Origin of the sequence: Rhizobium tumorigenes (assembly GCF_003240565.2) — a bacterium.
GTDB classification, from domain to species: domain Bacteria; phylum Pseudomonadota; class Alphaproteobacteria; order Rhizobiales; family Rhizobiaceae; genus Rhizobium; species Rhizobium tumorigenes.
In genome coordinates this window covers 188,529-209,640 of the sequence record NZ_CP117256.1, presented here as the reverse complement: position 1 = coordinate 209,640, position 21,112 = coordinate 188,529, and the positions used below count along the sequence as shown (strand labels likewise).

27 protein-coding genes and 1 pseudogene are annotated in these 21,112 nt (G+C 57.9%); 15 read left to right on the top strand and 13 right to left on the bottom strand.

Translation table 11 applies throughout. From position 1 onward, the window contains the following. Positions 1 to 254 precede the first annotated feature (254 nt). Together PR017_RS18785 and PR017_RS18780 are read left to right on the top strand one after the other, a co-directional pair. Positions 255 to 644, top strand: a complete 390-nt coding sequence (locus PR017_RS18785; protein WP_133255663.1) for a nucleotidyltransferase domain-containing protein — start codon at positions 255 to 257, stop codon at positions 642 to 644. Further along, the gene (locus PR017_RS18780; protein WP_111222287.1) at positions 634 to 1,083 is read left to right on the top strand and encodes a HEPN domain-containing protein; all 450 of its coding nucleotides are present in this window, start codon (positions 634 to 636) and stop codon (positions 1,081 to 1,083) included. Before PR017_RS18785 ends, PR017_RS18780 begins: the two co-directional genes overlap by 11 nt. Positions 1,084 to 1,284: 201 nt before the next feature. Here PR017_RS18780 and PR017_RS28460 read toward each other — a convergent pair whose 3' ends face one another. The 3 genes from PR017_RS28460 to PR017_RS18770 all read right to left on the bottom strand — a co-directional run bounded on the left by PR017_RS28460 (position 1,285) and on the right by PR017_RS18770 (position 3,137). After that, positions 1,285 to 1,524 carry a helix-turn-helix domain-containing protein gene (locus tag PR017_RS28460; RefSeq protein WP_425070046.1) on the bottom strand — a complete coding sequence of 80 codons (240 nt, stop codon included), beginning with the start codon at positions 1,522 to 1,524 and terminating at the stop codon, positions 1,285 to 1,287. Positions 1,525 to 1,579: 55 nt separating this feature from the next. After that, a complete protein-coding gene (locus PR017_RS18775) occupies positions 1,580 to 1,888 on the bottom strand; it encodes a hypothetical protein (RefSeq protein ID WP_133255662.1) in 309 nt (102 codons plus the stop codon). 337 nt (positions 1,889 to 2,225) lie between these two features. Continuing rightward, the gene (locus tag PR017_RS18770) at positions 2,226 to 3,137 is read right to left on the bottom strand and encodes a helix-turn-helix domain-containing protein (RefSeq protein WP_111222284.1); all 912 of its coding nucleotides are present in this window, start codon (positions 3,135 to 3,137) and stop codon (positions 2,226 to 2,228) included. A 241-nt stretch (positions 3,138 to 3,378) separates the two neighbouring features. Between PR017_RS18770 and PR017_RS18765 the strand changes: the two genes are divergently transcribed. The 5 genes and pseudogenes from PR017_RS18765 (at position 3,379) to PR017_RS18750 (ending at position 6,149) form a co-directional block, all read left to right on the top strand. Continuing rightward, entirely contained in the window at positions 3,379 to 4,320 is a 942-nt protein-coding gene (locus tag PR017_RS18765) for an alpha/beta fold hydrolase (RefSeq protein ID WP_111222283.1), read from the top strand. A 71-nt stretch (positions 4,321 to 4,391) separates the two neighbouring features. Continuing rightward, complete coding sequence (locus tag PR017_RS18760) at positions 4,392 to 4,715, top strand: cupin domain-containing protein (protein WP_111222282.1); 324 nt, start codon at positions 4,392 to 4,394, stop codon at positions 4,713 to 4,715. 12 nt (positions 4,716 to 4,727) lie between these two features. After that, positions 4,728 to 4,985: a cysteine hydrolase family protein gene (locus PR017_RS28455; protein ID WP_425070044.1), complete on the top strand. Its 258-nt coding sequence runs from the start codon at positions 4,728 to 4,730 to the stop codon at positions 4,983 to 4,985. A 63-nt stretch (positions 4,986 to 5,048) separates the two neighbouring features. Beyond that, positions 5,049 to 5,186, top strand: a pseudogene (locus PR017_RS28450) (isochorismatase family protein); the annotation flags it as partial. A gap of 171 nt (positions 5,187 to 5,357) precedes the next feature. Then, entirely contained in the window at positions 5,358 to 6,149 is a 792-nt protein-coding gene (locus PR017_RS18750; RefSeq protein ID WP_111222324.1) for an SDR family NAD(P)-dependent oxidoreductase, read from the top strand. A gap of 519 nt (positions 6,150 to 6,668) precedes the next feature. Here the strand turns inward: PR017_RS18750 and PR017_RS18745 are convergent. Next, on the bottom strand, positions 6,669 to 7,514 hold the full coding sequence (locus PR017_RS18745; RefSeq protein ID WP_111222280.1) for an oxidoreductase: 846 nt from the start codon (positions 7,512 to 7,514) through the stop codon (positions 6,669 to 6,671). Between the two features lie 163 nt (positions 7,515 to 7,677). Between PR017_RS18745 and PR017_RS18740 the strand changes: the two genes are divergently transcribed. Next, positions 7,678 to 8,559, top strand: a complete 882-nt coding sequence (locus PR017_RS18740; protein WP_111222279.1) for an AraC family transcriptional regulator — start codon at positions 7,678 to 7,680, stop codon at positions 8,557 to 8,559. A gap of 21 nt (positions 8,560 to 8,580) precedes the next feature. Here the strand turns inward: PR017_RS18740 and PR017_RS18735 are convergent, their stop codons facing one another. Then, positions 8,581 to 9,471: a LysR family transcriptional regulator gene (locus PR017_RS18735; protein ID WP_111222278.1), complete on the bottom strand. Its 891-nt coding sequence runs from the start codon at positions 9,469 to 9,471 to the stop codon at positions 8,581 to 8,583. Between the two features lie 108 nt (positions 9,472 to 9,579). Between PR017_RS18735 and PR017_RS18730 the strand changes: the two genes are divergently transcribed. Then, entirely contained in the window at positions 9,580 to 10,389 is an 810-nt protein-coding gene (locus PR017_RS18730; RefSeq protein WP_111222277.1) for an alpha/beta fold hydrolase, read from the top strand. 86 nt (positions 10,390 to 10,475) lie between these two features. Then, positions 10,476 to 11,033, top strand: a complete 558-nt coding sequence (locus PR017_RS18725) for a carboxymuconolactone decarboxylase family protein (protein WP_111222276.1) — start codon at positions 10,476 to 10,478, stop codon at positions 11,031 to 11,033. A gap of 343 nt (positions 11,034 to 11,376) precedes the next feature. On the opposite strand, the gene PR017_RS18720 is transcribed toward PR017_RS18725, so the two are convergent. Next, positions 11,377 to 11,769: a GFA family protein gene (locus tag PR017_RS18720; protein WP_279619548.1), complete on the bottom strand. Its 393-nt coding sequence runs from the start codon at positions 11,767 to 11,769 to the stop codon at positions 11,377 to 11,379. A gap of 25 nt (positions 11,770 to 11,794) precedes the next feature. Further along, entirely contained in the window at positions 11,795 to 12,376 is a 582-nt protein-coding gene (locus PR017_RS18715) for a LysE family translocator (RefSeq protein WP_111222323.1), read from the bottom strand. 169 nt (positions 12,377 to 12,545) lie between these two features. Between PR017_RS18715 and PR017_RS18710 the strand changes: the two genes are divergently transcribed. Beyond that, on the top strand, positions 12,546 to 13,373 hold the full coding sequence (locus PR017_RS18710) for a LysR family transcriptional regulator (protein ID WP_240539138.1): 828 nt from the start codon (positions 12,546 to 12,548) through the stop codon (positions 13,371 to 13,373). Between the two features lie 113 nt (positions 13,374 to 13,486). Here the strand turns inward: PR017_RS18710 and PR017_RS18705 are convergent, their stop codons facing one another. Then, positions 13,487 to 14,296 carry an SDR family NAD(P)-dependent oxidoreductase gene (locus PR017_RS18705; protein WP_111222273.1) on the bottom strand — a complete coding sequence of 270 codons (810 nt, stop codon included), beginning with the start codon at positions 14,294 to 14,296 and terminating at the stop codon, positions 13,487 to 13,489. Positions 14,297 to 14,376: 80 nt separating this feature from the next. On the opposite strand from PR017_RS18705, the gene PR017_RS18700 reads away from it, so the two are divergent. Next, on the top strand, positions 14,377 to 14,721 hold the full coding sequence (locus PR017_RS18700) for a winged helix-turn-helix transcriptional regulator (RefSeq protein ID WP_111222272.1): 345 nt from the start codon (positions 14,377 to 14,379) through the stop codon (positions 14,719 to 14,721). Positions 14,722 to 14,860: 139 nt separating this feature from the next. Here the strand turns inward: PR017_RS18700 and PR017_RS18695 are convergent, their stop codons facing one another. Continuing rightward, complete coding sequence (locus tag PR017_RS18695; RefSeq protein ID WP_111222271.1) at positions 14,861 to 15,352, bottom strand: MarR family winged helix-turn-helix transcriptional regulator; 492 nt, start codon at positions 15,350 to 15,352, stop codon at positions 14,861 to 14,863. A 120-nt stretch (positions 15,353 to 15,472) separates the two neighbouring features. On the opposite strand from PR017_RS18695, the gene PR017_RS18690 reads away from it, so the two are divergent. After that, positions 15,473 to 15,853 (top strand): nuclear transport factor 2 family protein, encoded by a 381-nt coding sequence (locus PR017_RS18690; RefSeq protein WP_111222270.1) that lies wholly within the window; start codon positions 15,473 to 15,475, stop codon positions 15,851 to 15,853. A gap of 48 nt (positions 15,854 to 15,901) precedes the next feature. On the opposite strand, the gene PR017_RS18685 is transcribed toward PR017_RS18690, so the two are convergent. Together PR017_RS18685 and PR017_RS18680 are read right to left on the bottom strand one after the other, a co-directional pair. Continuing rightward, on the bottom strand, positions 15,902 to 16,501 hold the full coding sequence (locus PR017_RS18685) for an NADPH-dependent F420 reductase (protein WP_111222269.1): 600 nt from the start codon (positions 16,499 to 16,501) through the stop codon (positions 15,902 to 15,904). Between the two features lie 16 nt (positions 16,502 to 16,517). Beyond that, a complete protein-coding gene (locus PR017_RS18680) occupies positions 16,518 to 17,156 on the bottom strand; it encodes an FMN-dependent NADH-azoreductase (RefSeq protein ID WP_111222268.1) in 639 nt (212 codons plus the stop codon). 129 nt (positions 17,157 to 17,285) lie between these two features. Here PR017_RS18680 and PR017_RS18675 point away from each other — a divergent pair, with 129 nt between their 5' ends. Beyond that, positions 17,286 to 18,191, top strand: coding sequence for a LysR family transcriptional regulator (locus PR017_RS18675; protein WP_111222322.1), 906 nt, complete (start codon positions 17,286 to 17,288; stop codon positions 18,189 to 18,191). A 316-nt stretch (positions 18,192 to 18,507) separates the two neighbouring features. On the opposite strand, the gene PR017_RS18670 is transcribed toward PR017_RS18675, so the two are convergent. Further along, complete coding sequence (locus PR017_RS18670; protein WP_111222267.1) at positions 18,508 to 19,407, bottom strand: LysR family transcriptional regulator; 900 nt, start codon at positions 19,405 to 19,407, stop codon at positions 18,508 to 18,510. 119 nt (positions 19,408 to 19,526) lie between these two features. Here PR017_RS18670 and PR017_RS18665 point away from each other — a divergent pair, with 119 nt between their 5' ends. After that, a complete protein-coding gene (locus PR017_RS18665) occupies positions 19,527 to 20,459 on the top strand; it encodes a ring-cleaving dioxygenase (protein ID WP_111222266.1) in 933 nt (310 codons plus the stop codon). A gap of 54 nt (positions 20,460 to 20,513) precedes the next feature. Here PR017_RS18665 and PR017_RS18660 read toward each other — a convergent pair whose 3' ends face one another. Next, positions 20,514 to 21,065, bottom strand: a complete 552-nt coding sequence (locus PR017_RS18660) for a hypothetical protein (protein WP_111222265.1) — start codon at positions 21,063 to 21,065, stop codon at positions 20,514 to 20,516. Between the last annotated feature and the right edge of the window lie 47 nt (positions 21,066 to 21,112).

Here is a 21,112-nt window from a genome sequence, read left to right as displayed (position 1 = left end):
AACGAGCTCGTGGATTAGGATTTCTAAGTCTTTGACATCCCTACGGTTCGGATGAGATCGACGCGAAACAACGGCGCGGTCTTAGGTTCGACTCCGCTCAAGGCGAGGTATTGCGCTCGACATCTTTGCGTGCGCCGCCACCTTTCTAGGCGCCATGGTTGTGCCGGTTTAGCCGAGCCTTCGCGGCGAAGGCGATACCTCTGTAGCTTACCCTGATATCGAACCAGTAGAAATGCCTGTCGAGAGCGGCTATAGTGGTGAAAGAGCGATGTAATGGGACGGAAATGACTGTTGTTGCAGATAGTTTTGGCGGACGTGTTGCTTCTGCCGGTCGGTTTCCGGAGTTGGGAACGCTGCTTGCTCGTATCAAGGCAGAATACAGCCCGATCGATGTCATTCTCTATGGCAGCCGCGCCCGCGGGGAAGCGACTAGCCAGAGCGATTGGGACCTGAAAGTGATCGTTTCCGACGAAGCGCCGGAACGCTTTTTTTCGCCCATGTCTGGTTGGCGCATTCAGGAAGGCTCGGGCGTTTACGCAGATGTCTCCTGCATTAGGCTTTCAGAATTCCACGCTGACCTGGCCGTTGCGAACTCCGCATCCAGCCATATCGTCGTAGACGGCGTCGTTCTTGATGTCGGCTAGTCTCCACATCGCAAATTATCTTCGGCTGGCGCATGAAGATTTGGTTGCAGCTGAGGCCCTTTCAGCAATAGACAACAGAAACGACGTCTACCATCTGCAGCAAGCTGCCGAGAAAATCCTTCTGGCGCTCCTCAACTCGGAAAATATCAAGGCTGAGCGTAGAGACTCGCATCGACTTGACGTCCTAAGAGATCTCCTGCCCAACGAGAATCCGTTGAAGGCAAGAATGTCTCCGATCACTTTCCTCACTGTCTACGCTACGACCTACCGTTACCCGAAGGATGCCGGTCGCTTGCCTCAAAGAGGTGAAAAGGATGAAATTGAAGCTGCCGCGAAGATGCTGCAAGTGATTTTGGCGGACGCTGCTGCCCACTTCGGCGTGGGATTGACCGACTCAGACCGTGTGCCTGCGCAACGAACTATCCCGCCGAGGATTTAGGCCTGCTGCTGATCAAACCGGTAGAAGGCAAAGGACCAGACGAGGGAGGAGAAATCATTTTTCCGATGATTTTCAGGCTAGAAGCCTGCGGCTAGATCGCGGGTCGTTCGTTCCTATGACTTCAAGACCCAGAATGCCCCGGCCAGCATTCTCCGCATAGTCAATTGGTAGGACTTGGTCGAGCGCTGTTCGGCGCTAGCTTCAATTCAGAATATGTTTTCGCCAGGTAGCCGGCGTTACGCCCACAATTGATGCGAAGATGCGCGAGAAATGTTCCGAACTCACAAAGCCGCAGGCAGTGGGGATCTGCGAAATCGGAAGCGCAGTTGCGCGGAGCAGCATCTTCGCCTTTTCAACTCGTTGACGGCGCATCCATCTGTCAGGTGCGCTGCCCGTTGTGTTTGGAAATGCCTGTGCGAACTCCCGGGCTGTCAGATTCATCTCGGAAGCAAGGGCTGACAGGGACAGATCAGTATAAAGATGATCTTGCATGAGGTCAAAGGCTAGATTGGCCTTGCCGACGCGAAAGACCGTGTCGGCTTGCCGCAGCCTGCCGCAGTCCGCCGAACGCCTGTGCAAAATATGTCGTGCTCGCGAGCAGGACACGCTCCGCGTACATCGACCCCACCTCTTCCGGACGTTCGAGCGCGGGGAGGAGGGATTGGGCAAGGCTCCAGATCGTGCCGTCGAGGCGCCCTTCGTTCTCGCACAGCAGTGTCGGGACCGGCCGCAGGGCCTGCTCGTAGGCGACTTCGTCAAGAGCCGTCTGTGGGACTGTAAAGATGATCGTATCGAACGCGCTCAACAGGTTTGCCTTGGGACTTTGCCAGTGATTGACCACCGAAACCGTGCGCTCTGGGAACGCTCCCTGATGAACAAGCCTATCGTTTAGAAAGAGCTTCCGACGCTCCTGCTTGCGAAGCTGGACAAGGATTGAGAACACCGAATCCGACCTCGTCGGCGTGGCTAACCCATGGCCCGGAGTATCGCGCCTGACCCGCGACACAAGGAGCTTCGAATTTGCAGGCCCTGACGCGACGATCTGAGAAAGGGTGTCGGTCTTGAACTGCCGCACTTGCCTCTGCGCGTAATGCTGATCCGATTCCAAGTTGAGCTCCCATCGTCCTGAGGATCGCAGATCGTCAAGATTTTACTGCCCGTCGCCACGCCGCCGGGGTGATGCCGACGAACGACCTGAACATCCGGGTGAAATGGCTTTGATCGGCAAAGCCGCAGCTTGTCGCAATGTCGACGAGGTTCGCATCGCCATGCGCGAGCATCGACTTGGCGCATTCGATGCGGTGACGCAGTATCCAACGATGCGGCGAGTCACCTGTCGTGGATTTGAAGGCACGCACGAAGTAGCTTACGGAAAGTCCGCACTGAGATGCCAGTTCCTTAAGAGAGAGATCGTCGTCCGCAAGCGACGTCATTGCCTCAGTCGCTCGTTTCAGCTGCCAGCTCGCAAGCATTCCCGCTTTATCTTTCGGCTGTCGCAGTCCGCCGAAGGTCTGGGCAAAGTACGTGTTGATGGCGAGCATCAGTTGCTGGGCATAGAGCGCGCCGACTTCGTTGGGGCGTTCCAAAGCCGGAAGGAGAGCGTTGCCCAGATGCCAGACCGTCTTGTCGAACACGCCGCCAGTCCTACAGTAAAGTTGGTTCACTCGGGCAACGCCACGCTCGTCGGCGATCTCGTCGAGAGCGGTTTGGGGGACCGTAAACATCAAATTGTCGAATGGGCTGAGCAAGTTCGCCGTAGGGCGCTCAAGATGATTTACGATGCTGGTCGTGCGAGCCGCGTAAGAGCCGCGATGGACGCATTTTTCGGCGATGAACAGCTCTCGGCTCGTCTGCTCACGAAGCTGCAGAAGGACGGAGTAGACTGCGCCGCCTTCCTGCTGGGGAGCCGTTACCAGGCCGTGCCCGGGCGTATCTCGTCGAAGTCGCGAGACGAGCAGGCGCGACTTCTTTATTCCTGACACGGCAAGCTGCGAAGCCGAGTCCGCTTTGAACGGACTGACGAACTTCTGACCATAGGCAGGATCGGATTGCACGTATCGCCCTCGCTACGCGGTCTCAAAGCCCTCACTTCTATTCCAGCACGCTAGTGCAATGTCTCGCCGCTGTCTTGAATTTTCTTGCGGTACTGGGTGGAAACGTGAACTCCGCGACGGATTGCTCTCTCCGGCGGAATGCCTAGCTCCGTCCCTTCAGTTTTGCACCAGAAACGATCAGATTGTGCAAGATGGTCGACCCGTACCCGTAGTAGAAACCCTCCATCCATGGGGGTCTTCGATGAAACAGATACTGGCAACAATAGCGGTTTGCCTTTTACTTGGCGGCGAAGCGGCGGCGGAGTCCTTCGACTTCCCTGGCACCTTCAGGACAGAGGAGATCACGACCAACGGAACCACGGTTCACCTAAGGATTGGCGGCAAGGGTCCTGCGGTCCTACTAATCCATGGATATGGCGACACAGGCGACATGTGGGCGCCGCTCGCCAAGGAGCTGATGGCCGACCACACCGTCATCGCCCCGGATCTCAGAGGCATGGGTCTGTCTGCCGTGGCGACAGATGGTTTCACGAAACAGAACGAAGCGAAGGACCTAGCAGGGGTCTTGGATACGCTGAAGGTCTCGAAGGCCGACGTTGTCGGTCACGACATTGGCAACATGGTCGCCTACGCCTTTGCCAGGGAATATCCCGATCGCACCACGCGCCTTGTCATGATGGACGCGCCCGTTCCCGGTATCGGGCCTTGGGAAGACATTCTCAAAAGTCCGTTGCTGTGGCACTTTCGTTTCGGCGGACCCGACATGGAGCGTTTGGTGCTGGGACGGGAACGGATCTATCTCGATCGGTTCTGGAACGAGTTTGCCGCCGACCCTTCGAGGTTCACCGAAGCCTCCCGCTCGCACTATGCGGAATTGTACTCGAAGCCTGGACGCATGCACGCCGGATTCATGCAGTTCGCCGCATTCGATCAGGATGCGATCGATAATCGTGCCGCCCTGATAAAGGGTCGTTTGCAAATGCCGGTTCTGGCGATTGGGGGCGAGCGCTCTTTTGGTCCAATGATGGCTCACGTCATGCGCTTCGCCGCCGATGACGTGCATCAGGTCGTCATCGCAAACTCGGGCCATTGGCTCATGGAGGAGCAACCTGAAGCGACGGTCGCGGCGATCCGCGCCTTCCTCGGTGCTCCCGATCCATCGTGCTCAAGCCGACGCGACTAAAAGCAGATGACGTTGCCGCATTGAGCCATGGCCAAGGCGGAGCGGGGACCTCGGGCCAGCAGCGGGTGAAAATGGTTGTCCTTTCCGGCGATCCGACAAAACCCGGCCCGTACGCTATCGAGCTTCAAGTGGCCGCGCGCACCCGTATCGCCGCGCACAGTCATCGCGATGAGCGGCAAGCGCTCGTCGTCTCCGGCGAATGGCATCTCGGATACGGTCAAAAGGCGGACAATGCCGACACGTCGGTCCTGCGACCTGGAGGCTTCTACACCGAGCCTGCTAACACGGCCCATTTCGCATTCACGGGAGATAAGTCGGCGGCGGTCTTCATCACAGGCGTCGGTCCCACCGACACTCAGTACGTCGACGCCGCCGACGCACCCGCAGGAAAGTGAAGAGAGCAAGATATGAGGTCCTTTGCCCATCGCAGAGATCCCGTCGGCGACCATCTGCTTACGCTGCAAAACGCTGCCGTGATCATCATAGACTTTCAGCCCGTCCAGGTGTCTTCCATCGCCTCCCGGCCTCGGCGTGAGCTCGCGGCCAACATTACGGCGCTGGCCCGGATTGCAAAGCTCTACGAGATGCCGATCATCCTCTCGACGGTCAACGGCCAGACGGGCCGCAACCAGCCGACCATTCATCAGATCACTGATGTCCTCTGAGACGTAAAGCCGATCGACCGGACCTCCATTAATGCCTGGGAGGACGAGGACTTCGATCGCGCGGTGAAGGCCGCGGACCGTAACAAGCTGATCATGGCGGCCTTGTGGACCGAGGTGTGCCTCGTGCATCCTGCTCTCGACACGATCAATGAAGGCTTCGAAGTCTACCCGGTCGTGGACTGCATCGGCGGAACCTCGCTCGAAGCTCATGAGGCGGGCCTGATAAGGCTGCTCCAGGCCGGCGGCAAACCCGTCTCGTGGGTGCAGTTGATCTGCGAACTGCAACGGGACTGGAACCGGGAGGAGACCGTTCCCCGTTTTGCAGATATACTTTTCAAGATCGATAGCCAATCAACCCAGGGAGCAGACAAAATGCAGATTGATCTCACCGGCAAGACGGCTTTGGTCACCGGTTCCACTGAAGGCATCGGCTACGCAATCGCCAGACAGCTTGCGAAGTCCGGCGCGGACACGATCATCAACGGCCGGTCAGAAGACAAGACCGCAAGGGCCGTAGAACGGCTCAAAGGCGAGGGGATCACCGGAAGGATGACTGGGGTGGCCGCCGACCTATCGACAGCAGAGGGATGCAGGGCACTCGTGGCCAGGGTTCCACATGCGGACATCTTGATCAACAATGCCGGCATATTCCAGCCTATCGACTTCTTTGACGCCGAAGACGAGGTTTGGGACCGGCACTGGCAGGTCAACGTCATGTCGGCCGTCAGATTGTCTCGGGCATATCTGCCCGGCATGCAAAAGCTGAACTGGGGACGCGTAATCTTCCTCGCGTCGGAGTCCGGCTTCAACATCCCGGTCGAGATGATCCACTATGGCGTCAGCAAGACCGCCGACATCGCCGTTGCCCGGGGTCTGGCGAAGCGGATGACCGGCACGGGTGTCACCGTCAACTCGGTCCTTCCAGGCCCTACGCTGTCCGAGGGCGTGCAGGCCATGCTTGCGGGGGAACAGCAAAAGACCGGCCTACCGATCGAGGATCTGGCTGCGGCGTTCGTCAAGCAGCATCGCAGCACCTCAATCATCCAGCGAGCGGCAAGTGTCGAAGAGGTCGCAAACCTCGTGACTTATCTGGCTTCGCCGCTTGCGTCGGCCACAACCGGGGCGTCCGTACGCGTTGACGGGGGGGTTATCGATACCCTCTAGGCACATATATGACGAAAAAGCCGCGCCGGGTCACACGTGATGCGCGCCGTGAGCAACCCTCAGGCAATTGTTTCGTGGCGGAACGAGCGCCTTTGGTTCGTTTGATCTCTTCACCGATTTTGATATCCAATACGACGACAGCAAGATCGGCCGGCACTATGCCGGACCCGCATCCAATATCGAGCACCTCTCCGCCCTGCTGCAACTGTTGGCGAACTGTTCGATCCATGTCCGTTCCGGCAGCAGAGTGCCGAGCTGGGCCGTCGATGCACCGGCATGGCGGCGATACACCTCAATAACCCGAACCAAAGTTTCACGTCGGCTGCAGCATTCCTCCTATTCGACCAGAACGGCTCCTTAAGGCTCGGTCGTAACAGGGTTCGAGTGCGACCTTGGTCACGGCCGCAGCCTTCCCGTGCCACCCGGCATACCGCACGACCGGTCCTTACAGGATCGCGGGTAAGCATCGGATGATGACCGTAGGCAATGGCCGCCCGCCAGAGGTTATTCCCGGAATTTCTACGTCGTCGGAAAATCTACACTGGTCGTGATGTCAGCTGTGGCATCGAAATTCGCCCGAAGTGCATCAAGTCGATCGAGGGCAATTTTCATTGCCGAGCCCCCTAGAAGTAGACGGAGAGGCGGGAACTCGGACTGAACTGCCGCGATGATTGCTGCGGCAGCCTTTGCCGGATCGCCGGGCTGCAAACCAGATACGGCCCGCGTAGCCAATCGACGTTTCCCTGCGGTTTCTGCGTAGTCGTCTATGACGGTCGGCGATTCAACCATTGAGCGGCCGGCCCAATCGGTCCGGAAAGCACCGGGCTCGACAATGAGAACCTTGATGCCAAGCGGCCCGACTTCGTGCGAGAGAGACTCCGACAAAGCTTCAACGGCAAATTTGGTCGCATGATAATAGCCAGTCGCTGCAAAAGCGACCAAACCGCCCAAGGAGGAAAGGTTGACGACGGCGCCCTTTCGACGGTTGCGCATTCCAGGCAGCACAGCCTTGGTGACATCAAGCAGCCCGAAGACATTTGTTTCAAACTGCGCGCGTACGCCGTCGTCCTCGCCTTCCTCTATTGCAGCCAGGTATCCGTAACCGGCAGCATTGACCAGAACGTCGATCTTACCGAGACTGCTTTCGATTTTTGAAACCGCCGCTTTGACACTCGCAGGATTGGTCACATCGAGTGTCGTTGCGACGCAGCGATCGGGATATTTCTCGGCCAGGTCAGTCAGAGTTTCGGGACGCCGGGCGGTCGCCGCGACCTTGTAGCCACCCTCGAGAGCCGCTTCCGCGAGTGCCCGTCCCAATCCTGATGAGGCGCCTGTGATAAGCCAGACAGATACATCGTCGGTCATGGTATTTTCCCTTTTCAAATGAACAAGGCCACACGGCCATGCATGGAAGATGGGACCCACAAACCATGACGCTTAGATCAGGGCTGCCATAGTATTGCACAATCCTACCAATCCCGTCGCGACGGGTTACAGCCCGTTTCCAATTTGTTTAACGTGAGCCTCTATGGAAACGACGAAGCGGCGGTTGATAGATCATGTGCGGGCGCATTGCCGGGGGCCAAAGCAGGCAACGGCGGTGCCTGGATTAACGTTGTTTCGCAGCGATCATCCAACGGAACCGGTACGAAGCCTCTACAACCCCCGGATCTGCATTGTTCTGCAGGGGCGTAAGCAGATTTCTCTGGATCGCACGCGGTTAGATGTGGGCCCCGATGACTATCTGGTCGCGGTTATTGACTTGCCGGTCTCGGCCAACATCACCGAGGCGACACCATTGGAACCGCACTTCTCTCTTACCCTCGATCTCGACGCGGAGCTGATCGTGGACCTTCTGTTCGAAGAAGAGAGCCGTGGTGGGAGCAGCGAAACGGCCGGCGCCAAAACGGCACCACAAAACGAAGATATCCTTGAGCCCTTCGAGAGGCTTGTTCGGCTTCTGGATCGGCCTGCAGATATAAAGGTCATCGCACCTCTCATTAAACGCGAGATCCATTACCGCCTTCTCGTCGGCAGCCTCGCAGCTCTTGTCCGGCAATCCGGGACGACTGGAACCCAGATATCTCGCATTGCTGAGGCAACTGCCTGGATCAAGGCAAACTTCAACAAGGCAGTTAGCGTTGGCGATCTCGCCCAGATGACCGGAATGAGTGTCACGTCGTTTCATCGCGCTTTCAAATCGGCAACAGGGTCGAGCCCGTTACAGTTTCGAACACGCCTGCGATTGCACGAATCGCGTCGCAGACTGCTTCTCGGTGGATCGAAGGCAGGCACGATCGCCTTCGAAGTCGGATATGATAGTCAGTCGCAGTTCAATCGTGAGTACCGCAGGATGTTTGGAGTATCACCCCTCGGCGACGTTACACCAAACGATGATGATGGACAGTGACCAACAGGCGACCGGGACTGTCTACGAGACCTGCTCCCTGAAGTAATCGATAAATTTCCGCGTTTTCAGGGGGAGGTAGGCGCGCGAGGGGTAGGCAATCCACACGGCACTCTCCTGTGCCCCGACGCTGACCTTCCAGTTTGGAAGGAGTTGGATGAGCTTCCCACTTTTGATATCCTCGTCCACCGACCACTCCGGAAGGAGCGAGATCCCGACACCGTCGCGGACCAACTGACGAAGCGCCAGCGTATTGCTGGTCCTTATCTTCGCCGGCACGACCAGCTCAATATTTTCGACATCGCGCCTGAACAGCCACACAGGCGGTTGCGGTGAATTCGTCGTCGGAAGACAAACATGCCCGACAATATCACTGGGCTGCTCGACCGTCGGCAAAGACGACAGATATTCCTTCGATGCCACCAGACGACGCTCAATCGTCTTCAGCTTGGAGACGATGAGATCGCCCGCGGGGCGCGGCCCCAGACGCAAGGCGACGTCGACCTGCTGGGCGACAAGATCGACCAGCGAATCTGAGAGCAGCAGGTCTATCTCGATTTTCGGATATTGCGCGCAGAACGCGGCCAGAAGTGGCGCAACCACAGCTTCGCCGTAGGCGTTGGAAGCGGTCACGCGCAACAGGCCGGCCGGCTGTTCCACCGCAGCGACGGCCGCTTCGCTTGCCGCCGAGACGTCATCCAGGATCGGCAGAATGTGAGACAGAAAAATCGCGCCGGCCTCTGTCAACGATAGCTTGCGCGTCGTCCGCTGGAACAGACGCGTCCCAAGCTGCGCCTCCAGCGCGGCGATTCTCCGCGATACCGTTGATGCCTCGCTCGCCTCGGCCCGCGCCGCGGCCGCGATACTGCTTAGCTGGGCAACCCGGCAGAATGTTTTGAGGTCGTCAAAATCCATTCATGCATAATGCGCACGAATATCATTCCGCCCGCAAGTCTTATCTAAAATTTAGCATGGTTTATATCGTCCCAGATACAGGCGCCCGAGCCTGTCTAGGAGAAAATAATGAACCCCGAAACGAAATTGGCCGTTCGCGGCTTATCGCAAACCATAGCGGCACTTACTATGCTGCTGATCGTTCCGATGGCGACCGAAGCCGCATCGACCAAACCCACCATCGTTCTGGTTCACGGTGCGATGGCTGACTCCTCGTCCTGGAATGGTGTGATCCCGCTCCTTTCAAAGGATGGCTACAATGTCGTCGCTGTTGCCGATCCGCTTCGCAGCGTTGCTGGCGATGCCGCATTGGTCGCCAGCGTCATAAAATCCATCAACGGGCCGGTGGTGTTGGTCGGCCATTCCTATGGCGGAGTGGTCATAACCAACGCAGTCAATAGCAATAGCAATAACAATGTCACGGCGCTGGTCTACGTCGCGGCCTTCGCGCCAGAAAAGGGCGAGAGCGCCTTTGCTTTGATTGGTAAGTTTCCAGGCAGTGAACTCGGCGCCGCCCTGGCAAAGCCGGTGACGCTTTCCGATGGTGGTCATGATTTGAGCGTTGATCCCGCAAAATTTGCCGGGCCATTCGCAGCCGACCTACCGCATGATCAAGTGACGTTGATGGCTATAACACAACGACCAGTGACAGAGGCCGCGTTAAAGGAGGCTTCAGGTCCGGCGGCTTGGAGAACCATTCCCTCCTATTTCGTCTACGGCGCCGCCGACAAGAGCATCCCCCCGGCGCTACACGCCTTCATGGCAAAGCGGGCGCAGGCGCGCGATGTCGTGGTCGTGCCCGATGCATCGCATGTCGTCATGCTCTCGCATCCGCAACAAGTCGCCGACGTGATCGTAGAGGCGGCACAGGCCGATTGAACAAGCAAACCACCAGCGCTTGGCTCGGCGCCTTTTCTTCTAGGTGCCGCAGCGTGGCGCGATTGCAAACCTTAAAGGACGATTACATGACGAACCTTCCCGTTCATTCCATCGAGACCGCGCCTGAGGCGTCAAAGCCGGCGCTTGAAGCGTTGAACTCCGCCTTCGGTTTCATACCGAATATCGCCGGCGCGATGGCAACGTCGCCCGCGCTTATCGGCAGCCTGACCGATCTGTTCGGTCGGGTCCACGGCGGCAGTTTCAGCGAGGCCGAGATCCAGATCCTGCTTTTAACCAATGCCGTCACCAATGGCGCGGAGTGGGCCGTAGCATTCCATTCGTATCTGGCCATTGCTGAAGGGGTTAGCACGGACGATGTAGCCGCCATCAGGAACGGCGCTTTGCCTGGAGATGCCAAGCACGCCGCTCTATCAAAACTCACGCGTTCCCTGATCGAGAAGCGTGGCGGCGTCAGTGAAGCCGAAAAGCGTGAATTCCTCGACCTGGGCTTTGATGAGAGCCGCCTGCTGGAAGTGGTCGCTGTTCTTGCGGCATCCACCATCACGAATTACACGGCCAACATCACGCAGCCGCCGTTGGAAGCAACGTTTCAGCCGCATGCATGGGAGGCGCCGTGGCGTTGACGGCGCGCGGATAAGTCGCTGGTGAAAGCTATCCTGATCTCGTCCGCCGACTACGCGGGATGGGATTGGGAGAGCCCGCCGCCCCCGGGACCGCTGCTGCGATGCATGATGTTTGCAAAAGGTAGCCGTTGACCTCTGCATGGTGAGCAGTCTCCACACTTGACACTAAATCCTCTCGATGCTCTCGAAAACCACACCTTTCAGCCACCCCATTGCCCCCCAGCGAACAAGATCCGCAAAGAAACCATGTGTCCGACCAACATGGGAAAACAGCCGTCTGGATTTGATTGTCATGCCGGGATTGATATGCGAGCTGCGCCGTCTCGATCCCTGCGTTGCTGATTTATCTTGCAGTCGCGATCTCGACCCACGGATGTTTGCGATCTTCGTAGACGGAGTAGCGTGGGGCGGGTAATTGAGGGTCCGCAAACAGGCCTACTGGAACGGCAGTGATGTCAGGCGACGCTTTGAGGTAGTAAAAGAGCCCAGTTCCGCACGCTGGACCGAAGTGCTGGTATATGTGTTCACCGCTGTCCGCGATCCTGATGAATTCGCGTGTCTCCCCTGCAACAGCTATTTGTCCACGGGCGTAGCGCGCCTGAGCAGCGAAGGCGCTACCGCTCCGTTTTTGACACGCCAGACAATGGCAGACCGACACGCGGGTCGGCTCACCCTCGCACGTCAAGTGGACGCCGCCGCATTGGCAGTCTGCAATTCTGGTCAAATCACACTCCATTCACTCGGACACAATCACGGCATTATTAGAGCCAAATGGGCAGGATCGAAGCGGCGAGAAGGATGCCGAGAACAATATTCAACGCCCGCCATTGAGCATCGGATCGCAAGAATTTTGCAAGAAGAAGGCCGACGGCACACCATAAGATGAGGGACAGGCCGGACAGCAATGCGAATGTCATACCGAGCATCCCCGCCAGTTGAACCGGCCCCTCAGCAATCGTGGCGAACGAGGCTGCAGCACTCAGCGTCATCGCCCATCCTTTGGGATTGAGCCATAAGAGCCCGACGCCACCAAAGAAGGTGTATGGCTTTGCAACGCCGCGCTCGAGATCCGGTCGGCCGCTACGCGCCGTTCTCCATGCGAGCCACACGAGATATGCCGACCCGATGACTTTCATGGCTATCCGAAGCGTCGGCTCACGCAGTAGCAGTGTGGCAAGGCCCAATGCCGCAAGTGCCGCCATCGTGGCAAGGCCGGCGCAGATGCCGGCGATCAGCGGAAGGGATCTACGCAAGCCGAAGTTCGCTCCTGATGCGGTCGCAAGGGTGGTCGCGCCGCCTGGACTGATCGTTGCAATCAGGACGAACAGAAGGAGGGGTGCCATGCTCGTGATCAACGTTATTCCTCGGCTGAAAACACAGGCATGTCGATCTCAAAGCCGCAAGTAAAGCTAATAATTGCAATAGAAACTATTAGCTGTACTAATGTCAGGTATGCGTAATCTCGATACATCCCTTCTTCGAACCTTTGTTGCTGTCGCCGAATGCAAGAGCATGACAGCCAGCGCCAAGGCCCTACATCTCACGCAAGGGGCGGTCAGTCAGAAAATTGCGCGTCTGGAAGCCCTATCGCGAAATCAGTTGGTCACCAGGGAGCACCGAGGGCTGTCGCTGACGCCGGCGGGTGAACGCCTGCTGGCGAAAGCGCGGCAGATGCTGGCGGTGAATGATGAGATATGGTCTGAGATGAGTGGTAATGCGGTTGATGGCGTGGTCCGGCTCGGCCTGCCCGTCGATCTGGTCGGGACGGTTTTCGTTCCGGTGCTGAGAGGTTTCCTCGAGGCTTTTCCCAAGGTCGATTTGCAGCTGAGTTGCGGGTCTTCGGAGGAACTCCGCCGCGGCATGGAAGAGGGGCGGCTGGATCTCATGGTCGTTGAAGAGCCTGTTGCAAGTGCTACGGGAGAATGCCTGATGATCGATCGGCTGGTCTGGGTCGGCATGGTGGGAGGCACCGCGCATCGGAAATCTCCCCTGCCGATCTCGCTTGTTGCCGATACCTGCTGTTTTCGGCCAGCCATCCTTGCCGCGCTGGAAAAAGAGGGCCGAAAGGCGCGCGCCGTCTTCGACAATGGGGGACTGGAGGCAACGCTTGCTTCCATCAGGATGGATATGGCTGTATCCGCCTGGCTGGCCTCGACGGTTGCGACCGACCTCAACATTCTCAATCAAGACGCAGGTCTCCCGAGCCTCCCTTCCTATGCCATCACCCTTCATCGTCCTAACCGGGCCTGCAGCCAGGCCACAAACGAGCTCGCGCGCCACCTCAGCGACGGCTTCAAGCGTTCGCAAGCGTCCATGGACCATTCGAGGACAAAGACATGATTATTCGTCCATTCACGATCGCGGTTCCCGACGAAGCTCTTCTGCATCTAAAGCATCGTCTGCCCATGGTCCGCTGGCCGAAGGCACTTCCCAACAGCACCGAGGTGATGCGGTCAGATTGTGGGCAGCACCCCACCGTCGAGCCTGAGATTGGCTCCTGTGATGTAACCCGCCCGGGGGCTGACGAGAAACGAGATGGTGTCAGCGATTTCTTCCAAAGTTCCGACACGGCCGACAGGCACCGCGGCAAACATCGGCAAGACCGCTTGCTCGATCAATTCCCATGGCGCATCTCTGGCAATCCCTTGCTCGCCGGCCACTTCGCGGAACCGTGCGTCTAACCTTTCGCTATGAATTGTGCCAGGTGATACGGTGTTGACTGTCACACCGTCAGCCGCGACCGCTTTGGCCATTGATGCCGTCATGGCGTTCATCGCAGCCTTGGCTGCGGAATAGTCGGGCCTGGCGGCGGGCGGCATCAAACCGGCTAGACTGGAAATGTTGACGATCCGGCCCCACCTGGCGGCCCGCATGTGCGGAAGCAGCCGCGTGGTGACCCTGACAGCGGCCAGCACGTTACGGTCAAAAGTGGAGATCCAGGACGAGGTTTTGGTATTCGTCCAGTCTTCCGCATCCCCCGAACCGCCGGCATTGTTGATCAGGATGTCGATCGGGCCGGCGAGCGCCTGAGCCTCTTCGACAAGATGCTGCACCTCATCGTCAATGGCGAGGTCGCCGACCACGGCATGCGCCTGTCCACCCAGCGAGCGAATGTCATGAGCGACGCGTTCCGCCTCTCCTCTGTTTCGCCCATGCACGACGACGGTCGCGGTTTCGCGTGCGAGGCCTCTGGCGATCGCTTCGCCGATGCCCTTGCTGCTTCCGGTCACGAGCGCGATCTTTCCGGCAAGTTTTAAATCCATCAAAGAACTCCTATCTGACATATCTACGCCATAGGGAGACCGGGACGGTGATCGAGGCAAGTACGCACTTAAAAGTGCTCATGGAAAAGGATGAACGGTCGGTTTGCCTCGGCCCGGATGGCGCTGTCGGGCATGTCACACGGGTGCTGCGTATGATCAGCGGACGCTGGAAGCTGCCGATCCTCTTCCGCCTTTATGCAGAGCCTTCGATGCGGACGTCTCAGTTAAAACGAGACATGCCCGGCATCTCGCAGAAAATGCTGACCCAGCACCTGCGGGAGTTGGAAAGTGACGGCCTCGTCGGGCGGACGGACTTCGGCGAACAACCGCTGCGCGTCGAATATGCACTCACCGATGCCGGTCGCAACTTCATGCCTGTGCTGATAGCTGCAAGGCGGTTTTCCGAAGGACATGTTGGTCAGTAGCTCCGGTCCTCCTTGCCGGAGGTAACCCGATGGCCGCAGCGGCTTGACGATGGGTGCGCGACCATCCTTGCCTGGCGTTCGGATAAGGCCTGTCGACAGCGCACCCGCGATTACGTCCGGCATCCCTTGTTAAGCGGTCTCAGCCTTCACGTGAGCTTTTCAGCGGTCCATCCGTTTTGCGCAATGCCGGCGCAGCGCCCGCGATCTGATCCAGGTTTTCGATCAGCCGCTTCAGCAGATCGACGAATTGTCCCGCTTCTGCGTCGGTGAAGCCTGCCAATGCTTCTTTGTTGCCATGGAACAAGGTTTCGACCGCCGACGGAAGGCGCATCAGTGCGGTCTTCGTGAGCGCGATGCTGCTGCTGCGACCATCGGCCGGATCGGGTGTCTTCTCGATCAAGCCGTCCCGCTCCATGCGCGCCAGCATTTGCGCCATTGGCGGCTGCTCGACCTTGGCGAAACGAGCGAGGTCCCGTTGCGTTGCGGCTTTGCCATTCTGCAGCGCGACAAGAACCGGCAACTGGCCGACACCGAAGCCGAGCGGTCCGAGGCGCGCCTCGCTCAGGCGGGCAAAACCCCGGGCGGCAAGCGTGATCAGATGCCCCGGAGTTGAAAGCACGTCTTCATCCATTGCAACTGCCTCGATTGCCCTTGACTGCAATATACATACGCACATATATAAATCGATGACCGAAGGCAAGGCTTCGTCGATACCACTGCGATTCTATACATCTCACATCGAGGAAATGACATGTCGAACGATCACATCCCACTGATAAAGCATTTGTATGATCGCTTCAACGAGAGAGACATCGATGGGGTGTTGAGCGCGATTGCCAACGATGTCGCCTGGGCAAACGGGATGGAAGGAGGCCACGAGCATGGGCGCGAAGCGGTGCGCGAGTATTGGACGCGGCAGTGGGCTGTCGTCAGCCCGCATGTCGAGCCGGTGGCGTTTACCATCACGCAAGACGGCATCATCACGGTCGAGGTGATCCAGTCGGTCTTCGACCTCGACGGTCAGCCGCTGCAGGGACAGCAAACCCACGACCTCAAGGACAAGACCGTCATGCACATCTTTCGCATGGATGGCGACAAGATCGTGCGCTTCGATATCTCGGATGCGGCTTAATCATTAATTTTCATGGGGCTGGCGCACGCCGCACCAGCCCCAAAGGCATCAGCTGTCGAACTTCACCAAGTTATGAAACACAAGCGCGTTGCGGGCCTGGATCAGCCTTCCTCCCTCTGCGATCTTACCGACCTCGATTGGTGCGAACCCAAGTTGCGTTACCAGCGAGGCGATTGTGGTGCTGGCATCTGGATAGTCGCTGGCGATAAACACGACGCGACGACCACCTTGAGGCACCGGCGCGGCAAGACCTTGCATGGGCAGTTGATTGAAGGCCTTCACGAGTTTTGCGCCCGGAACACGCTCGGCGTTTACCTCCGAAGACAGGCGGCCCTTGAGTTCGCGTTCCTGTACGTCCGGAGGCAGGAATGCTGAATTCGTCACGTCGACGACGATTTTCCCCGTCCAGTCGGACTTCAATTTACCGACGTCCTTGAAGTTGAGAAACTGCACAGCGAGGAGGATGACGTCTGCCTCAAGGGCTTCATCAAGCGTTGCTGCAACGACGCTGGCGCCAAGGTCTTTGATAATCGGGATCACCGCCTCCGGTCCCCTTGTGTTGGCGACTTTCACGTCCACGCCGCCTCGAGCGAACAGGCTCGCGAGAGTATATCCCACAATGCCAGTTCCAATGATACTATAGCTCATATCCGCCTCCGTTTTTTCACTCTGCCGCCGCAGCAAGCGATGATGCAGGCGCGCGAACCGCAGCAGCGGCAACCGTGTCGCCATATGCTTCGATCGCCGTCTCGCCATAGACGCCCGAACGGGCACGGGCCGACAGGATGATATTGACGTCTGTGATACCGATCCATGTCAGGACCTGGCGAAGGTAGCCGCTTGCCTGATTGTAGTGTTCAACAGGCGAGCCGGGCGAGAAATCGCCACCCGATGCCAGGATGATATCGGCCCTTTTTCCGGTCAGAAGTCCCTTGTTGTCGGCCGTGACGGTGATACCAACGGGGACGATATGGTCGATATAGGCCTTGAGAACTGCCGGGATCGAGAAATTGAACATCGGCGTGCCGATGACGATATGGTCCGCTGCTTTCAATTCTGCGACGAGATCGTCGGACACCTTGATGGCGGCAGCGCTCTCCGGGGAATGCTGGTCTGCGGGGGTAAACGCTCCTAGGATCCAGGGCAGATCGACAGATGGAAGATGGGTTTTCATCAGGTCGCGGACGACCACAACGCCGTCAGGATTTTCGGCTTTCCAGCTCTCGATAAAATGTGCCGTGAGTTTGCGTGATGCAGAGAGATGATGACGAGGGCTGACCTCAATGGCGAGAAGCGTGGGCATAAAGACCTCTATCGTTTGTTTCGGTAGACGTGCGGATACCCCACGTCGCTGACGGAGTTCTAGCTGCATTGATCCATCTCGGTAATTGACGTAATATTATTGCTATCGATCTAATCATTGGATATCGAAGTGCTCGACGGCGTCACCATCAATCAGCTCCGCACCTTCGTCGCCGTGTGTGATGCGGGAAGTTTCTCTGGTGCTGCGAAACACCTTTCGCGCGCCCAGTCGGCGGTCAGTCATGCGATCTCAGCACTCGAGGCTGCCTTGTCCGTCGACCTGTTTGCGCGGGATACGAGGCGGGCCGAGCTCAGCGATGCCGGCCGGAGCCTTCTGCCCGATGCCCGCGCGGTGATCGCCCGTACCGAAGAAATGAAAACGCGGGCGCGCTCCATCCACGAAGCCGGTGCCCCACAGCTATCGATCGCGATCGATGTCTATTTCCCGCGCAAGCATCTCATCGCCTGTCTGCAGAAACTCCATGAGACCTCACCGACTGCTGCCGTCAGCCTTCGCATAACGACCATGCAGGGCGGGGAGGCATTGGTTCTAGACGGTGTATGCCTGTTCGCCGTCACCGCGTCTGAGGTGCCGGAGCTAAAGCCAAGCGCGATCGAGAGGCATTGGCTTTGCGAGACGCCGATGGTTACCGTTTGCGCGCCCTCTCATCCGTTGGCCAAGACTAAAGGGCCGGTATCCCGCGACGAGTTCAGCCGCCACTTTCAACTCGTCGTAACCGATAACCAGCCCAACGCGGAAAGGACGCTTGTGTCGGTGGCGAGCGAGCGGCGCTGGTTCGTCAACGAACTCAGCGCCAAACATGATTTCCTGAATGCGGGATTGGGTTGGGGGCACATGCCGGCGGACCTTGTTGCTGGCGACATCGCGTCTGGAACATTGATCGAACTCGACCGCCATGCCTGGCATATCGGTTCGCTGACATTCATGGTCTCGCGTCACCGGGGACATCAACCGTCGATGTATGAGACCCAATTGATCGACTTACTTTCGCAAGCGCACTCGGGCACGATCTGACCCAAACATTCCTTCTTGTTGCCCACGACCACGTGCCGGTGGGCAAAATATCCCCGTGGCTTACTTACCGAGAAGCACTCAGGCGGCCGGGCGGGCCAGTTATGGCCAGAGGTTCGATTCCGTTCAAGGCAAAGACTTTTCCTGCATCTCACGGCGGAAATGATTTCCGATGTAAGATGGGTTGCGCGGCTTCGATTTCTGTCAACCGCAGTCCTAAAAAAGCTTAAAGGCCACCTATACGTGGCCGGCTTCTCAATACATTCCTAGAAAATATCCAGGCCAATTTGCCTGATAATTCAGCTAATATTCTCTTACTTCAATCAAGCATTGTCATGTGCGACGCCACTCGCTCTTCGAAGAACTTAGAGAATGAAGCGATGCGCGGTGGCAATGCCTGATAGGGTGGGTAATAGAGCGTCAGCCAGAGGTCCGGAGGCGCCCATCCCCGCAGAACGTGAACCAAGCGCCCTGTGCTCAGATGATCGGACACATGGAAACCCGGCAGCATCGCGACGCCGCCACCATCGGCCGCCATGTCGGCCAGAACCTCGCCATTGTTTGCGCTGAACGCCCGACCCGCTGAAATGGTCACACTCGACCCACCGTCCGACAATACCCACGCTTCCCGTCGACTTTCGCCGCTGTATGCGAGACAGTCGTCGGGCGTGAGTTCATTGGGATGCTCGATACTTAGGAAACGGCTTCCAGGTGCCGCGACCAGGATACGCGGTACGGCGCGGATCTTGCGCCAGATGGTGTACTTGTCAGATGGCTGCGAGGATATGCGGATCGCGAGATCATAGTCGTCATCGACGATATCCACGAGACCATCTGACAGCGAGATCTCAAAGCTCATCTTCGGGTAGAGACTTCTAAATCCTGAAAGGATCGGAGGCAGTACTGCCTTCCCGAACCAAGTGGGCGCGCTGATCCGCAACCGCCCTTGATCCGCCTTATGCGTATTCATCACGTCGCGCCGCGCATTCTCAAGCGCCTTTACAGCAGGCTGGATCTGCGCTGCAAAAATGGCACCATCTGTCGTCAGCGACACCTGCCGTGTGGTGCGCACGAAAAGCTGCACGCCCAGTTCAGTCTCCAATGCCGCGATCGCACGGGTCACCGCCGCCGGCGTCAGGTCAAGCTCGCGGGCAACCTGTGCAAAATTGCGTTTCTCGGCGGCGACAAGGAAAACACGGAGCGCTTTGTAGTCGTTCATCTGATTATTTCAAAAATGACAATTCATTCGAGAGAAATATTGCAATTCTCCTTGGTAATCAACCCGGCTAAATCTGCTGTCAACGAAACACACCAGCGGACGAAGAAGGGCACCAGACTATGATCAAGGATATCAATGGACTTCATCACATCACCTCGATGGCGTCGAATGCGCGGCAGAACAACAGCTTCTTTACCGATACGCTCGGTCTGCGCCGCGTCAAGAAGACCGTCAACTTCGACGATCCCAATGTCTACCACCTTTACTACGGTGACGAAAATGGCACTCCAGGCACTGTCATGACCTATTTTCCATTTCCTAACATGATGCCCAGTCGTCCCGGCGTCGGCGAAGTCGGCGAGACCCAATTCGCCATTCCCAAAGGGTCTCTTTCCTTCTGGAAAGACCGGTTTATCTTACAAGGTGTCAGCGGGATCGAAGCCGACACCGTCTTCGGTGCCGACCGGCTACGCTTCATCGGTCCCGATGGTGATGGCTTTGCTCTGGTGGAGACGGCGGATGATGGTCGCCCTGCATGGAGGGGGGGGAGCGTCTCGGACCAGGCGGCCATTCGCGGTTTTGCCGGGGCTCGCTTCAATCTGCGCGAAACGGCAGCGACCGAAGAACTGCTGGGCTTCATGGGCTACCAGCGTGCCGAAACCGAAGGCAATGTAAAGCGCTTTATCATTCCCGGTGGGAACGGCGCCGACACAATCGACCTTGCAGCCCTGCCAGCGACACCGTCTTCCCGCCAGGGTGCAGGCTCGGTCCACCACATAGCCTTTGCCGTCGACAATCGCGAGAAGCAGCTGGAAGTGCGGAAAGCGCTGATGGACACCGGCTATCAGGTCACCCCGGTGATCGACCGAGATTATTTCTGGGCAATCTATTTCCGAACTCCGGGCGGCATTTTGTTCGAGATTGCCACCAATGAACCGGGTTTCGACCACGACGAGGATACGGCACATCTGGGTGAGGCATTGAAGCTGCCTAGCCGCTACGAAAGCTTCCGCGATCAGATCGAGGCCAATCTCGAGCCACTGACCGCCTGACAGCGTCATCGAGACGACGAAATAGCGCCGCGCATTTCAAAGACCGCGGCGCTTTTATTGAAGGTTTCCTAAATGCCCGTAACGATGGGCAATATGGGCATTGAACGCGAGCGCGACATGCGGCAAAAGGCGGTCTCTCACATCGTCCGCCAGATCGAAGAGCGGCAGGATGGCCGACCCGATAGAGCGAACGGTCTGATCTTCCGCCCCGCGGCAGACGGCCAGATCGTTGACACGCGGCTCCCCCGCTTCATCCGCCAGTTCGGCGAGGAGCGCACACGGGACATGAAAGACAAGGGCTTCGAAATTTCCGCGAATTGCGATGGTCGCTCCCTGCCGCAGGCTGACCAGACAGATCGAGCCTTTCGGGTAGGTCTTGATCGGAGCCGGGGGGCGATCAAGCCAGATATCGCGGTGTTCGACATCGATCAGATAGAGGACCACAAGGAACGCATCATCGGCAGGGAAATCGACGACATTGTCACCATCGTCGTATTGGCACCAAAGGTGCGTAATGGATAGTTCTGCCCGCCGAAGCGGCCTGCTCCTTAAAAAGCGGGCATTTTCCGTTCCGAAACATTCGGCAATTTTTTCGCCTGCGGCCAATACTTGTCTCATCTATTCATTCGTCAATTTTCCGGGACTGCAGCGTC